Annotated in this window: 9 protein-coding genes and 4 tRNA genes; 5 read left to right on the top strand and 8 right to left on the bottom strand. The window is 64.4% G+C overall.

All coding sequences use genetic code 11. The annotated features are described in order from the left end of the window. Positions 1–63: 63 nt before the first annotated feature. The 3 genes from nirD to MKK04_RS06305 form a co-directional block, all read right to left on the bottom strand. On the bottom strand, positions 64–426 hold the full coding sequence (gene nirD / locus MKK04_RS06315) for a nitrite reductase small subunit NirD (protein WP_207829200.1): 363 nt from the start codon (positions 424–426) through the stop codon (positions 64–66). Then, positions 426–2,978: a nitrite reductase large subunit NirB gene (nirB, locus tag MKK04_RS06310; RefSeq protein WP_241106351.1), complete on the bottom strand. Its 2,553-nt coding sequence runs from the start codon at positions 2,976–2,978 to the stop codon at positions 426–428. The genes nirD and nirB overlap by 1 nt, the downstream gene beginning before the upstream one ends. A gap of 306 nt (positions 2,979–3,284) precedes the next feature. Beyond that, on the bottom strand, positions 3,285–7,133 hold the full coding sequence (locus MKK04_RS06305; protein WP_241106350.1) for a bifunctional nitrate reductase/sulfite reductase flavoprotein subunit alpha: 3,849 nt from the start codon (positions 7,131–7,133) through the stop codon (positions 3,285–3,287). Between the two features lie 335 nt (positions 7,134–7,468). On the opposite strand from MKK04_RS06305, the gene map reads away from it, so the two are divergent. Continuing rightward, entirely contained in the window at positions 7,469–8,245 is a 777-nt protein-coding gene (map, locus tag MKK04_RS06300; RefSeq protein ID WP_207829229.1) for a type I methionyl aminopeptidase, read from the top strand. Positions 8,246–8,402: 157 nt separating this feature from the next. Here the strand turns inward: map and MKK04_RS06295 are convergent. The 4 genes from MKK04_RS06295 to MKK04_RS06280 form a co-directional block, all read right to left on the bottom strand. Beyond that, positions 8,403–8,479 (bottom strand) — tRNA-Asp (locus MKK04_RS06295). A gap of 13 nt (positions 8,480–8,492) precedes the next feature. Further along, a tRNA-Val gene (locus tag MKK04_RS06290) sits at positions 8,493–8,568 on the bottom strand. Positions 8,569–8,738: 170 nt separating this feature from the next. Next, a tRNA-Asp gene (locus MKK04_RS06285) sits at positions 8,739–8,815 on the bottom strand. A gap of 13 nt (positions 8,816–8,828) precedes the next feature. After that, a tRNA-Val gene (locus MKK04_RS06280) sits at positions 8,829–8,904 on the bottom strand. A 217-nt stretch (positions 8,905–9,121) separates the two neighbouring features. Here MKK04_RS06280 and rdgC point away from each other — a divergent pair. The 3 genes from rdgC (at position 9,122) to sugE (ending at position 11,680) form a co-directional block, all read left to right on the top strand. Then, positions 9,122–10,042 (top strand): recombination-associated protein RdgC, encoded by a 921-nt coding sequence (rdgC, locus tag MKK04_RS06275; RefSeq protein ID WP_207829237.1) that lies wholly within the window; start codon positions 9,122–9,124, stop codon positions 10,040–10,042. A 124-nt stretch (positions 10,043–10,166) separates the two neighbouring features. Next, the gene (locus tag MKK04_RS06270) at positions 10,167–11,132 is read left to right on the top strand and encodes a bile acid:sodium symporter family protein (RefSeq protein WP_233687915.1); all 966 of its coding nucleotides are present in this window, start codon (positions 10,167–10,169) and stop codon (positions 11,130–11,132) included. A gap of 230 nt (positions 11,133–11,362) precedes the next feature. Then, on the top strand, positions 11,363–11,680 hold the full coding sequence (gene sugE, locus MKK04_RS06265; protein WP_023379200.1) for a quaternary ammonium compound efflux SMR transporter SugE: 318 nt from the start codon (positions 11,363–11,365) through the stop codon (positions 11,678–11,680). Between the two features lie 6 nt (positions 11,681–11,686). Here sugE and MKK04_RS06260 read toward each other — a convergent pair whose 3' ends face one another. Next, entirely contained in the window at positions 11,687–13,564 is a 1,878-nt protein-coding gene (locus MKK04_RS06260; RefSeq protein ID WP_207829242.1) for a 1-acyl-sn-glycerol-3-phosphate acyltransferase, read from the bottom strand. Between the two features lie 272 nt (positions 13,565–13,836). Between MKK04_RS06260 and MKK04_RS06255 the strand changes: the two genes are divergently transcribed. Next, entirely contained in the window at positions 13,837–15,015 is a 1,179-nt protein-coding gene (locus MKK04_RS06255) for an MFS transporter (RefSeq protein WP_241106349.1), read from the top strand. Positions 15,016–15,245 lie beyond the last annotated feature (230 nt).

Here is a 15,245-nt window from a genome sequence, read left to right as displayed (position 1 = left end):
AGCCTGTACCGGCCCTTTCGCGGGTAAACCCGCGAAGAGGCCAGTGCAGGCGGCAGATGAATATCAGGCCACAGCCAACTCCACCGTCTCACCACTCAAACGCACCGGCCACACCCGCAAACGCTGCCCGGAATCTTCCAGGCACTCCCCGCTCCGCAGGCTGAAGTGCTGCTTGTACAACGGCGCCGCCACCACCAGTTCGCCCTGCACACTGCCCACCAGCCCGCGGCCGATGATGTTGGCGCCGGAGCGCGGGTCACGGTTGTCCACCGCGTACAGCGGCTGCGCCTGCCCTGGCAGGTAGAACAGCGCCACCTGGGCACCGTCAAGCCACACCACCACCCCGGAATCCGCCACCAGGTCATCCGCCTGGCACACGGCCTGCCAGGTTTCTCGGGTTTTCACAGCAGCATTGGACAGGTTCATCAGACAGCCTCCTCGACAGTTGGGATCAGGTGCAGCGGCGCAGCAGGCCGGCGCTGTTCGCGTTCGCGCACGTAATGCACGTCCGGATCGGCACGGCGGTCGTTGACGAAGGTACGGAAGCGTTTGAGCTTCTCGGGGTCGTTGAGGGCGTTGGCCCACTCGCATTCGTACTGGTCCACCACATGCTGCATCTGCGCTTCCAGCTCGCTGGCCAGGCCCAGGCTGTCATCGATGACTACCTGTTTCAGGTAGTCCAGCCCGCCTTCCAGGTTCTCGCGCCACACCGAGGTGCGCTGCAGCTTGTCGGCGGTGCGGATGTAGAACATCAGCACGCGGTCGATCAGGCGTACCAGGGTCTCGTCATCAAGGTCGGTGGCGAACAGCTCGGCATGCCGCGGGCGCATGCCGCCGTTGCCACACACGTAAAGGTTCCAGCCCTTGTCGGTGGCGATCACGCCGATGTCCTTGCTCTGCGCCTCGGCACATTCACGGGTGCAGCCAGATACGGCGAACTTGAGCTTATGCGGGCTGCGCAGGCCTTTGTAGCGGTCTTCCAGGCGCAGGGCCATGCCAACACTGTCCTGCACGCCGTAACGGCACCAGGTGCTGCCGACGCACGATTTCACCGTGCGGGTCGACTTGCCATAGGCATGCCCGGTTTCAAAGCCGGCTTCGATCAGCTCGCCCCAGATCAGCGGCAGTTCGTGCAACTGGGCGCCGAACAGGTCGATGCGCTGGCCACCGGTGATCTTGGTGTACAGGTCGTACTTCTTGGCCACCTGGCCGATCACGATGAGCTTGTCGGGGGTGATTTCACCACCGGGGATACGCGGCACCACCGAGTAGGTACCGTTCTTCTGCATATTGGCCATGAAGGTGTCGTTGGTGTCCTGTAGCGGCACCAGCGCCGGGTCCATGATCGGCTGGTTCCAGCACGAGGCCAGGATGTTGCCCACCGCCGGCTTGCAGATATCGCACCCAACATGGCCTTTGCCGTGACGTTCGAGCAGCTCGCTGAAGGTGCGGATGCCCTCCACCCGTACCAGCCCGTACAGCTCCTGGCGGGTGTAGGCAAAGTGCTCGCACAGGCTCTTGTCCACCGCCACGCCACGGGCGGTCAGCTCGTGCTCGAATACCTGCTTGAGCAGGGCCGCGCATCCACCACAACCGGTGGCAGCTTTGGTGCAGCCCTTGACGGCGGCAAGGTCGCCGCAGCCGCTGTCGATGGCGGCGCAGACCGCGCCCTTGCTGACGTTGTGGCAGGAGCAGATGGTCGCGCTGTCGGGCAGCGCATCGGCGCCCAGCGCCGGTGCGCCGCCGCCTTGCGGCAGGATCAGTGCCGCCGGGTCGGCCGGCAGGGCAATGCCGTTCTGGGCGTACTGCAACAGGGTGTCGTAATAGCTGTTGTCGCCGACCAGCACCGCACCAAGTACGTGCTTGCCGCTGGCATCCACCACCAGCCGGCGGTAGGCGCTGTTGGCTTCGTCAATGAAGCGGTAGCTGCGTGCCCCCGGGGTGGCACCATGGGCATCGCCGATGGAGCCGACATCCACGCCCAGCAACTTGAGCTTGGTGGACATGTCGGCACCGGTGAATTCGCCAGCGGCTTCCCCCATCAGCAGCGCCGCCAGGTTGCGCGCCATGCTGTAGCCCGGGGCAACCAGGCCGAACACGCTGCCGTTCCACGAGGCGCACTCACCGATGGCGAAAATGCGTGGGTCGCTGCTGCGGCAGTGGTTGTCGATCACCACCCCGCCACGCGCGGCGATATCCAGGCCACAGGCACGGCCCAGGGCATCCTGCGGGCGGATACCCGCGGAGAACACGATCAGGTCGGTTTCCAGGTGCTCGCCGCCATCGAAGTTCATGCGGTAGCGGTAGTCTTCCCCCGCACTGATCGACTGGGTGGCACGCGACAGATGCACACCCACGCCCAGCGCTTCGATCTGTGCCTTGAGCGCGGCGCCGCCCTCGCCGTCCAGCTGCACCGGCATCAGCCGTGGGGCGAACTCCACCACATGGGCTTCCAGGCCCAGCGACTTGAGGGCGTTGGCCGCTTCCAGGCCAAGCAGGCCACCGCCCACTACCACGCCACGGCGGGCGCTGGCTGCGGCAGCGCGGATGGCGTCGAGGTCGTCGAGGGTGCGGTAGACCAGCCGAGCATTGCCGCTGGAGCCTTCGATCGGTGGCACGAAGGGATAGGAGCCTGTGGCCAGCACCAGGTGGTCGTAACCGTAGCGGCCCTCAGCAGTGACCACTTCGCCGCACTCACGGTCAATTTCCAGTACCGCTTCGCCGAGGTGCAGGTGCACACCGTTGGCGCCGTAGAAGTCCTGCCCGCACAGGGCCAGGGTTTCGGCACAGCTGCCGCCGAAGTACTCGGACAAGTGCACGCGGTCGTAGGCGCGTTGGCGCTCTTCGCCGAACACATGCACCTCGAAGCGCTGCAGGGCGCCGCGGCTGACCAGTTGTTCGACGCAATGGTGGCCGACCATGCCGTTGCCGACGATGACCAGTCGCTCTCGTTGCCCGCTGCTCGCTGTTGCCTTCATAAGCCGATCCTCGATCAAAAAAAAAGCGCCTGGAGCCGAAGCTCCAGGCGCCTTTGCCTGTATTCATCGCGGTAGTGGGCCCGGGTTGATCGCCGTTGATCAGTGGGCTTTGTTGTAACTGGGATAAAGCAGGGACTGTGCCAACCCTGTTTCCTGTACTGGCCTCTTCGCGGTGTACGACCGCTCCCACAGGGTCCTCCACGTTTTTTCAGACCTTTGCAGTACCTGTGGGAGCGGGCGTGCCCGCGAAGAGGCCAGCACAGCAAGTGCACATTCCAAGTGCATCACTCCCCATCTTGGCGCACATCAATACACATCCCGCCGATACCGCCTGGCCTTGCCCAGCGCTTCGACATAAGCCCCCGCCGCCGCCGCATCCATGCCGCCATGCTCGGCCACGATGGCCCGCAACGCCGCATCCACATCCCTGGCCATGCGCTGCGCATCGCCACACACAAAGAAGTACGCCCCCGCCTCCAGCCACCGCCACAACTGCGCGCCCTGTTCGAGCATGCGCTGCTGCACGTAGACCTTCTCGGCCTGGTCGCGTGAAAACGCCGTGTCCAGCCGCAAGTGCCCTGCAGCCTGCCAAGCTTGTAGCTGCTCCTGGTAATAGAAATCGGTGGCCGCGTACTGCTCGCCGAAGAACAGCCAGTTAGCCCCTTTCGCCCCGCGTGCCTCTCGTTCTTCGAGGAAAGCCCTGAACGGCGCAATACCAGTGCCGGGGCCGACCATGATCACCGGCACGCAGTCATCCTCGGGCAGGCGGAAGTGCTTCGACACCTGCGGGAAGATGGCCACCTTCAGCGCCTGTGCGCGGTCGGCAAGAAAGCTTGAACACACCCCTTTGCGCGCACCATAGCGCACCGTGGAAACGGTCAGGTGCACCTGCTCCGGGTGCGCCAGCAGGCTGGAGCTGATCGAATAGAGGCGCGGCTGCAACGGTTTGAGCAGGGCCAGCCAGCTGGCCAGCGGCAACTGCTGGGGGAAGGCGCGCAACACATCGACCAGTTGCCGGCCCCACAACCAGTCCTGCAGCTCGGCCTTGCACTCGGGCTGCAGCAGGCGCTGCAGGTCCGGGGCATTGCTGGCGAAGGCCTGCAACTGCTGCGCGGTGACCTTGGCAATCTCCAGGTGCGCTTGCAGGGCTTCAGTCAGCGGCATGGCGGGCTGGCCTTTGAGCTCGACCATGGTTTGGCCATCGAGCTGCATCAGCGCCAGCAGTTCGTCGACCAGCTGCGGGCAGTTGCGCGGCCACACGCCCAAGGCATCGCCCGCGGCATAGGTGAAGCCGCTGCCGCTCAGGTCGAATACCAGTTGACGGGTTTCCTTGCTGGCACCCGGGCCGTTGAGCAGGCGGTTTTCCAGCAAGGTGGCAGCCCAGGGTTGCTGCTTGCTGTAAGCCGCCACGGGCGCAGGCTCGGTGACCGGTTGCGGTGCGGCGGCACTGCCCAGCGTAGGCAACAGCGCATCGAGCCAGGCGGCGAAGGCGTCGTCGAAGTCCGGCTCGCAGTCCACCCGTTGCAGCAGGCGCCGCCCACCCAGTTCGGCCAGACGTTGGTCAAGCTTGCGGCCAAAGCCGCAGAACTGATCGTAACTGGAATCGCCCAGGGCCAGTACGGCATAGCGCAGTTCGGCGCAGTGGGCGCCCTGCTCCCCCTGCAAGGCGTGCCAGAACGCCGCCGCGCTGTCGGGCGCGTCGCCATCGCCAAAGGTGCTGGCGATCAGCACCACGCTGGCGGCGCCCTGCAACTGACGCGGGCTGACCGCGTCCATGCAACTGAGCTGCACATCGAGGCCGGCACCACGCAGGCGCTCGGCACAGCGTTCGGCCAGCAACTCACCGTTGCCGGTCTGCGAGGCCCACAACACCTGGTGCCGTGGCGCCGCCAGCGCAGCATCGGGCAGTACCGGGGCTGGCAGGGTGTCCAGGCCAAGCAGACGGGACAGGGCGGCGGTCGGCGGAATGGCAGTGTTCAGATCAAGGGCTTCGATCCGCTCGCCTGCAACCCGCTCCAGGGTCACGGCACAGTGCTTGAACGCCGGCTGCAGCGACAGCGGGTCGACCGCATCGCAGGTCACGGCGTTGATCGCCAGCTGCTCGCCGATCAGGTCGTTCCAGTGAAATGGGGCAAAGCAGTTGCCCGGCATGACCCGGTCGCTGATTCGCGCGGGCAGCACGGCCTGCCCACGGCGCGAGCGGATGGCCACCTGGTCCTTTTCGGCGATGCCCAGACGGGCGGCATCGTCGCGGTGGATCTCCATGAAGGGGCCAGGCTCCAGCTTGTTCAGCGCCGGCACCTTGCCGGTCTTGGTCAGGGTGTGCCACTGATGCTGTACGCGGCCGGTATTGAGCACCATGGGGTAATCGGCATCCGGCAGCTCCGCTGCCGGCAACCAGGGCCGGGCGAAGAAACGGGCCTTGCCGCTGGCGGTCGGGAAGGCCAACGCCGGGCATTCGCCCTGGGCGTCGTGCAACAGCGCCTGGCTGCTGCCGTCGTTGCGGTAGCGCAGCGGGCTGCGCGGGTTGTCGCGGCCCGGGGCGCAGGGCCACTGGCGCGGCTGCTCGCGCAGTTCGGCATAGCCGATACCACGCAGGTCGTAGCCGGAGGCCGGGTTATGGAAGCGGCGGATCTCCTCGTACACCGCTTCGGCATCGGGGTAGTCGAAGCCGTCGGCGTAGCCCATGGCGCAGGCGACCCGGGCGATGATCTGCCAGTCGGGCAGGCTCTGCCCGGGCGGCTCGACGGCGCGTGGCATCAGGGTGAGGTTGCGCTCGCTGTTGATCATCACGCCTTCCCCTTCAGCCCACAGTGCGGCCGGCAGGAGGATGTCGGCGTAACGGTTGGTTTCGGTGTCGAGGAAGGCATCCTGGGTAATCACCAATTCGGCCTGGCGCAGGCCGTCGATCACCTGCTGGCGGTTGGCGACGCTGGCCACCGGGTTGCTACAGATGACCCAGCAGGCTTTCACCGCGCCGCTTTTCATCTGTTCGAACAGCGCCACCGTGCCCTCGCCGCCCTCACTGCGCAGGCTGCCCGGTGCCAGTTGCCACTGCTGCTCGACGAAGGCGCGGTCTTGCGCTACCAGCGCCGAGCGCTGGCCTGGCAAGCCCGGGCCCATATAGCCCATCTCGCGGCCGCCCATGGCATTGGGCTGGCCGGTCAGCGAGAACGGCCCGCTGCCGGGGCGGCAGATGGCGCCCGTGGCCAGATGCAGGTTGCAGATCGCATTGGTGTGCCAGGTGCCATGGATGCTCTGGTTCAGGCCCATGGTCCAGCAGCTCATCCAGTTGCTGGCGCCGCCGATCCATTCGGCGGCCCTGATGATGTCGGCCTCGGCCAGCCCGGTGATGGCGGCCACGCGTTCAGGGGTGTAGTCGTCGAGGAAAGCCGGCAGTTCGTCCCAGCCTTCTGTGTGGCGGGCGATGAAGTCGGGGTTGGTGTGGCCGTTGCGCTGCAACAGATACAGCAGGCCATTGAGCAAGGCCATGTCGCTACCGGGACGCACTTGCAGGAACAGGTCGGCCTTATCGGCGGTGGCGCTGCGCCGCGGGTCGATGACGATAAGCTTGGCGCCCGCCCTCACCCGGTCGAGCAGGCGCAGGAACAGGATCGGGTGACAGTCGGCCATGTTGGCGCCGATCACCAGGAATACGTCGGCGTGCTCGAAGTCCTGGTAGCTGCCGGGCGGGCCATCGGCGCCAAGCGACAACTTGTAGCCGCTGCCAGCGCTGGCCATGCACAGGCGCGAGTTGGACTCGATGTGGCGAGTGCGGATAAAGCCCTTGGCCAGCTTGTTGGCCAGGTACTGGGCCTCCAGCGACATTTGCCCGGAAACGTACAGCGCCACGGCGTCCGGGCCGTGCTGGTCGATGATGCCGAGCAGGCGGCTAGCGGCAGCGGCGATGGCCTGGTCGATGCCGGTACGCGCTGGCTGCTGGCTGCGCTGCTGGCGCACATAGGCATCTTCCATACGGCCGGCAGCGGTCAGCGGCAGGTGTGCGGTGAGGCCTTTGGTGCACAGGCGGCCGAAGTTACTGGGGTGCAGCTTGTCGCCGCTGATCTTGCCGACCTTGCCATCGGCAACGCTCATGACGATGCCGCAACCGACGCCGCAGTAAGGGCAGACGCTGCGCACTTCGCTGTTGGCCATGGGCGGGCTCCTGTAGGAAACGCAAAAAGGCGCCGGCTGCCCCTGCTTGCTGGGCAAGCGGGGCAACACGGCGCCTTTGTCGTGAAGGTTTGTGGGCTGTCGACGTTGATAGCCCTGGGTAGCGGTAGATCAGCAATTAATGGGCCAGCTGTGCCTGCCCTTTCGCGGGTAAACCCGCTCCCACAGGATCACCACAGGTTTGCAGACTGTGCAGTCCCTGTGGGAGCGGGTTCACCCGCGAAGAGGCCGGCACAGGAGCGCACCATGCGGTGGCAACCCCGCACCCCGTGGCGCTATGCTGGGGCACATTCCAGCATGAGCCACTGCCCTCCCCCATGTCCCAGGTGATTCTCAAGACCCCCGCCCAACTCGACCTGATGCGCCGCGCCGGCCAGTTGCTGGCCCAGGTGTTCGCCGACCTCGACAGCTTCATCCGCCCCGGCGTGACCACGATGCAGATCAACGACCGTGCCGATGCGTTCATCGTCGGCACGCTCAAGGCCCGCCCGGCAAGCAAGGGCCAGTACGGTTTCCCCTACTCGCTCAACACCTCGGTGGACCATGTGGTGTGCCATGGCATGCCCAAGGTCGATGAAGTGCTGAAGGAAGGCTCGATCATCAACGTCGACATCACCCTGGAGCAAGGCGGCTATATCGCCGACTCGTCGAAGATGTACAGCATCGGGCCGATCAGCGATGAGGCGCAGCGCCTGGTCGACACCACCTATGACGCGCTATGGAAAGGCATCGAACAGGTACGCCCCGGGGCGACGCTGGGTGATATCGGCCATGCCATCCAGACCCATGCCGAAGCGGCGGGTTACAGCGTTGTACGTGAGTATTGCGGACATGGCATTGGCCAGCAGATGCATGAAGGGCCTGAGGTGCTGCACGTTGGCCAGCGCGGGATGGGCATGAAGTTGAAGCCGGGGATGGTGTTTACCATCGAACCGATGATCAACCAGGGTGGGCGCGGGACGCGCACGCTGAAGGATGGCTGGACGGTGATTACCCGTGACCACAGCCTGTCGGCGCAGTGGGAGCATACGGTGGCGGTGACCGAGGATGGGTTTGAAGTGCTGACGTTGCGAGAAGAAGAACGTCGTAGCTGAAATTGCTACAGATCCTCTGTGGGAGCGGGTAAACCCGCGCCCACAGGGGCCAGGCATCGCCTGTTGGTTTTTTGCTCAATGCAGAAACAAAAAAAGCGACCCCAAGGTCGCTTTCTTTGTTACTTCCGGGTGTTCAGTAGGCCCTGGAAGTGAAATATGGCGCAGCGGACGGGACTCGAACCCGCGACCCCCGGCGTGACAGGCCGGTATTCTAACCGACTGAACTACCGCTGCGCTAAACATCGAGTGGTGGGTGATGACGGGATCGAACCGCCGACCCTCTGCTTGTAAGGCAGATGCTCTCCCGGCTGAGCTAATCACCCATGTCTCTCGGTGTGGCGCGCATTCTACGGGCGACTTTACGCTCTGGCAAGCACTTATCGAACTTTTTGCAAATTTCGGCGAAACACCAAATCACAGGCACAAAAAAAGCGACCCTAAGGTCGCTTTCTCTGTTACTTCCGGGTGTTCAGTAGGCCCTGGAAGTGAAATATGGCGCAGCGGACGGGACTCGAACCCGCGACCCCCGGCGTGACAGGCCGGTATTCTAACCGACTGAACTACCGCTGCGCTAAACATCGAGTGGTGGGTGATGACGGGATCGAACCGCCGACCCTCTGCTTGTAAGGCAGATGCTCTCCCGGCTGAGCTAATCACCCTTCGTCTCGGTGTGGCGCGCATTCTACGGACGGCCCTGTACCCTGGCAAGCACTTTTTTAACTTTTTTCAAAAAAAACCTCAGGCCTTTCAAAGACCTAGCGTTGCTACGCGCATCTTTACCTCCAGCAACCGCTACTGGCACTCCGACAGGGTTGGCCTGAGAGCACCGCTCGGAGAATAATGCCCGCCTTATGCATTAAGGAGAGATTGCCCCTCATGTGGTTCAAGAACCTGCTGACCTACCGCCTGACCCAGGATGTCCCATTCGAGCCTGAAGCGCTGGAAGCGGCCCTGGCCAGCAAGCCAGCCCGCCCCTGCGCCAGCCAGGAGCTGACCACCTATGGTTTCGTCGCGCCGTTCGGCAAAGGCGAAGACGCTCCCCTGGTGCATGTCAGCGGCGAGTACCTGCTGATTGCCGCACGCAAGGAAGAGCGCATTCTGCCCAGCAGCGTGGTCAACGACGCGGTGAAGGAGAAGGTCGAAGAGATCGAGACCGAGCAGATGCGCAAGGTCTATAAAAAGGAACGCGACCAGATCAAGGACGAGATCATCCAGGCCTTCCTGCCGCGCGCGTTCATTCGCCGCTCGATGATCTTCGCCGCCATCGCCCCGCGCCTGGGCATGGTCCTGGTCAACTCGGCCAGCGCCAAGCGTGCCGAAGACCTGCTGTCGACCCTGCGTGAAGTGATGGGTTCGCTGCCGGTGCGCCCGGCCACCGTGAAAATCGCACCGGTTGCCACCATGACCGACTGGGTCAAGTCGCAGGAAGCTGCCGAAGGCTTCTATGTGCTGGACGAATGCGAACTGCGCGACACCGCCGAAGACGGCGGCATCGTGCGCTGCAAGCGCCAGGACCTGACCGGCGAGGAAATCCAGCTGCACCTGAGCACTGGCAAGGTGGTCACCCAGTTGGCCCTGGCCTGGCAGGACAAGCTGTCGTTCATCCTGGATGACAAGATGGTGATCAAGCGCCTGAAGTTCGAAGAGCTGCTGCAGGAACAGGCCGAGCAGGATGGTGGCGACGAAGCTGCCCAGCAGTTCGATGCCAGCTTCCAGTTGATGATGATGACCTTTGCCGAATTCCTGCCGGTGCTGTTCGAGGCGCTGGGTGGGGAAGAGATTCCGCAAGGGGTCTGATGTGTTTTGAAATGCCGGTGCTGGCCTGGGAGATATCCTCAGACAGTACTGGCCTCTTCGCGGGCTTGCCCGCGAAGAGGCCAGTGAAATTCTTGAAGCTGTAAAATGGAAAAGGACTTGCCCCATGCGTGCCCTCGCCGCCCTCAGCCGCTTCGTCGGCAACACCTTCGCCCTGTGGGTGCTGGTGTTCGCCGTGCTGGCCTTCCTGCAACCGCAATGGTTCATCGCCCTGAAGGTGGCCATCGTGCCGCTGCTGGGGCTGGTGATGTTCGGCATGGGCCTCACCCTCAAGCTCGATGACTTTGCCGCCCTCGCCCGCCAGCCCTGGCGGGTGATGCTGGGGGTGGTCGCGCACTTCGTGATCATGCCGGGCGTGGCCTGGCTGCTGTGCCAGCTATTCCACCTGCCGGCGGAAATCGCCGTAGGCGTGATTCTGGTCGGTTGCTGCCCGAGCGGCACGGCGTCGAACGTGATGGTCTGGCTGTCCAAGGGCGACCTGGCGCTGGCGGTGGCGATCGCTGCGGTGACCACCCTGCTCGCCCCGCTGTTGACCCCGGCACTGATCTGGTTCCTCGCCTCCGCCTGGCTGCCGGTGTCCTTCATGGACATGTTCTGGTCGATCCTGCAGTTGGTGATGCTGCCGATCGTGCTCGGCGTGCTGGCCCAACGGCTGCTTGGCGCCCGGGTGCAGGCGGCGGTGCAGGTGCTGCCGCTGGTGTCGGTGGTGAGTATCGTGATGATCGTGTGCGCGGTGGTGGCGGCCAGCCAGGCCAAGATCGCCGAGTCGGGGCTACTGATCATGGCGGTGGTGATATTGCACAACAGCTTCGGCTACTTGCTGGGGTACTTGACCGGCAGGCTGTGCAAGCTGCCACTGGCCCAGCGCAAGTCGCTGGCACTGGAGGTGGGCATGCAGAACTCCGGGCTGGGCGCAGCACTGGCGGCGGCGCATTTTTCGCCGCTGGCTGCGGTGCCGAGTGCGTTGTTCAGCGTTTGGCACAATATTTCCGGGGCGCTGCTGTCGACCTGGTTCCGGCGCATGGGGGAGCCTGTGGCCGAAGCTGAAGGTGGGGAGCCGGCCAGGCATTGATGTTGCCTGCACTGCCGCTTTCGCGGGCACGCCCGCTCCCACAGGTACTGCGCAGGTATGAAAATTGTGGAGAATCCTGTGGGAGCGGGTTTACCCGCGAAGAGGCCCGCACAGGCTTGCCCAGAGGGCTGCATATGTGCACCATGGAGCCCACTGCGAGGACGACCTCGCGACGCACCGCGTGACCATTCCGGGGACGGCCCCATCATTTACAACGATGGAGACGCTCCATGTCCTGGATCATCCTGTTCTTCGCCGGCCTGTTCGAGGTCGGCTGGGCCGTCGGCCTGAAATACACCGACGGCTTCAGCAAACCACTGCCCACCGTCCTCACCGTCGCCGCCATGGCCATCAGCCTGGGCCTGCTGGGCCTGGCCATGAAAGAGCTGCCGCTGGGCACCGCCTATGCCATCTGGACCGGCGTCGGCGCCGTTGGCACGGTGATCGCCGGCATCATCCTGTTCGGCGAGTCCATGGCCCTGGTACGCCTGGCCAGCGTGGCGCTGATCGTTACCGGCCTGGTCGGCCTGAAAGTCAGCGCCAGCTAACGCCCCCTAGCGGAGGTCGCCGCGCAGGCGGCTGACCTGCTCACGCAACGCTTCTGGCTGCGCCGCTTCCACCGGGATGGCGGCGCCTGCCACGATGGTCACCCGCGACCACAGGCGCTTGAAAAAACCTTTGGCCGGGTCCCGGCTGAAGAAGCTGCCCCACAGCCCCTGCAACGCCAACGGAATGACCGGCACCGGAGTTTCTTCGAGGATGCGGTTGACGCCGCCCTTGAACACATCGATTTCGCCGTCCCCGGTCAGCTTGCCCTCCGGGAAGATGCACACCAGCTCGCCATCGGCCAGATACTCGGCAATGCGCGCGAAAGCACGCTCGTAGATGGCCTGGTCTTCGTTGCGCCCGGCAATCGGGATGGCGCCTGCGGTGCGGAACACGAAGTTGAGCACTGGCAGGCTGTAGATCTTGTAATACATGACAAAGCGTATCGGGCGGCGGATCGCCCCGCCCAGCAGCAGTGCATCGACGAACGACACATGGTTGCACACCAGCAACGCCGCACCTTCGTCAGGGATGCGCTCAAGGTCGCGGTGCTGCACGCGGTACATCGAATGGCTGAGCAGCCAGATCAGGAAGCGCATGGTGAACTCGGGCACGATCCTGAAGATATAGGCGTTGACCGCGATGTTGAGCAGCGACACCACCAGGAACAGCTGCGGGATGGTCAACTCGGCCAGGCCCAGCAGGATGATGGTGAGTACTGCCGAGACCACCATGAACAGGGCATTGAGGATGTTGTTGGCTGCAATCACCCGAGCGCGCTGGTCTTCGGCGGTGCGGGCCTGGATCAGTGCATACAGCGGCACGATGTAGAAGCCGCCGAACACCCCGAGGCCAACGATCGACAGCAGGATCCACCAGGCCTGGCCCATGCCCAACAGCGTCAGCCAGTCGTGCGGTACTGCCGCAGCAGGTACATCGCCGGAGTGCCACCACCACAGCAGGCCAAACAGGCTCAGGCCGAACGAGCCGAACGGTACCAGGCCGATTTCCACCTTGCGCCCGCTCAGCCGCTCGCACAGCAGCGAACCCAGGGCGATCCCCACCGAGAACAAGGTCAGCACCAGGGTCACCACCGTGCCATCACCGTGCAGCCAGTCCTTGGCGTAGGCCGGGATCTGCGTGAGGTAAATGGCACCGACGAACCAGAACCACGAGTTGCCGACGATCGAACGCGACACCGCCGGCGGCTGCCCCAGGCCCATGCGCAGGATCGCCCACGACTGCTTGAAGATGTTCCAGTCCAGCGGCATTTGCGGTGAGGCGGCAGCGGCCCGCGGGATCCAGCGGCTGGCCAGGTAGCCGAGCACGGCGGTGCCGACCACGCCACCGGCCACCACGGTGGCATAGCTGTCGGCCGACATCATCACCCCGGCGCCGATGGTGCCGGCGAGGATGGCCAGGAAGGTACCGGTTTCGACCAGGCCGTTGCCGCCGACCAGTTCTTCCTCGCGCAGGGCCTGCGGCAAGATGGAGTACTTCACCGGCCCGAACAGTGCCGAGTGGGTCCCCATGCCGAACAATGCCACCAGCATCAGCCCCAGGTGATTGGTGATGAAACCGAGTGCGCCGACCGACATGATCGCGATCTCGGCCAGCTTGATCGCCCGGATCAGCGCGTCCTTGGCGAACTTCTCGCCAAACTGCCCGCCCAGCGCCGAAAACAGGAAGAACGGCAGGATGAACAGCAGGGCGCACAGGTTGACCCAGATCGAACGGTCACCGTCGCCCAGGCTGAGCTTGAACAGGATCGCCAGGATCAGCGACTGCTTGAACAGGTTGTCGTTGAAGGCACCCAGCGACTGAGTGATGAAAAACGGCAGGAAACGCCGCTTGCCGAGCAAGGTGAATTGCGAGGAGTGACTCATCGTCCTTGGTCCTGAGGGCTTTTCAATTGGAGGCGCGCCGGGCGCGACAAGCCACAAATCTGCATGGGAAATACGCTGGCTGGCAAGCGCTCGAGGATTTTGGAGGACTGTACCGGCCCTTTCGCGGGCACGCCCGCTCCCACAGGAATATCACATGCCTTGAGGGCAGCGCCGTACCTGTGGGAGCGGGCGTGCCCGCGAAAGGCCTGCGCAGCAGGCCTCTGTTGGCATATGCTGCCCCTCCGGCAAAACAGAACAACAAGGATGTGGTCATGCTCGCCGCCATAAAACGCTACCCGCACACCGTTCGCCTGCTGCTTACCACCACCTTCACCCTCACTGTCGCCCGCGCCCTTACCCTGCCCTACCTGGTGGTGTACCTGGCCGACAACTTCCAGCTGCCGATCAGCCAGATCGGCCTGCTGATCGGTGGCGCGCTGATCATCGCCTCGCTGCTGAGCCTGTATGGCGGTCACCTGGTGGATACCTTGCGCAACCACACACTGGTCAGCGCCAGCACCCTGCTGTTTGCCCTGGCCTTCGTCGGCGCGGTCGTCAGCAACTCGGCGCTGCTGTTCTTTCTCTGCCTGGTCCTGATCAACCTGGCCCTGGCAGTGGTCGACATCGCCGCCAAGGCGGGCTTCTGCGCGTTGCTGCCGGTGGAGGAACGGGCCGAAGTGTTCGCCATCAAGTACACCCTCAGCAACGTCGGCTACGCGGCCGGCCCGCTGCTGGGCGTGGCCATGCTGGAGTTGAACGACCATATGCCGTTCATCGCCTCTGCCCTGCTAGGCCTGAGTATGTGCCTGGCCTACTGGCGCCTGGGTGATCGCAGCCTGCAGGCCAGTGCGCCGGACAAGCCCGGGGTCGGCTTTGCCCAGGTGGCGCTGGGGCTGGCCCGTGACCGGCGGCTGGTATGCTTCACCCTGGGCGGGGTGCTTAGCGCAGTGGTGTTCGGCCAGTTCACCGCCTACCTGTCGCAGTACCTGGTGGTGACCAGCAGCCCGGCCGAAGCAGCGAGCCTGGTCGGTTACCTGGTGACCACCAACGCGGTGACGGTGATTGCCCTGCAGTACCTGATTGGCCGACGCATCAGCCGTCAGCGCCTGATGCCCTGGCTGCTGGCCGGCATGGGCCTGTTCATCGCCGGGCTGCTGGGCTTTGCCCTGGCCGGCTCGGCGCTGGCGTGGTGTCTGGCGATGCTGGTGTTCACCCTGGGCGAGATCATCGTGATCCCGGCCGAGTACATGTTCATCGACCTGATCGCGCCGGAGCACCTGCGTGGGGTGTATTACGGTGCGCAGAACCTGTCCAACCTCGGCGCGGCGCTGGGGCCGGTGATGGTGGGGTTTGCCCTGGTGCACCTGTGGCCGGGGGCGATCTTCTACCTGCTGGTGTTGTCGGTGATACTGGCAGGGGTGTTTTATTGGCTGGGTACCCGTAAAGGATGATGTTTGCTCTGCTGGCCTCTTCGCGGGTGAACCCGCTCCCACAGGGACTGCGCCGCTTTCGAAGCCTGTGCAGTACCTGTGGGAGCGGGTTCACCCGCGAAAGGGCCGGCACAGGTTAAAGAGAACCCTGCGACCACCTGCCACTGCGACCATCGTCTGCGCTGACGAAGCGGCACCTGCGTGCCAGACTGATTGATCGGGACCGCGTTATCTTTTTGCTTCGGAGTCTT

Origin of the sequence: Pseudomonas sp. LS.1a (genome assembly GCF_022533585.1) — a bacterium.
Classification (GTDB): Bacteria; Pseudomonadota; Gammaproteobacteria; order Pseudomonadales; family Pseudomonadaceae; genus Aquipseudomonas.
This window is presented reverse-complemented; position numbering and strand designations above follow the sequence as displayed.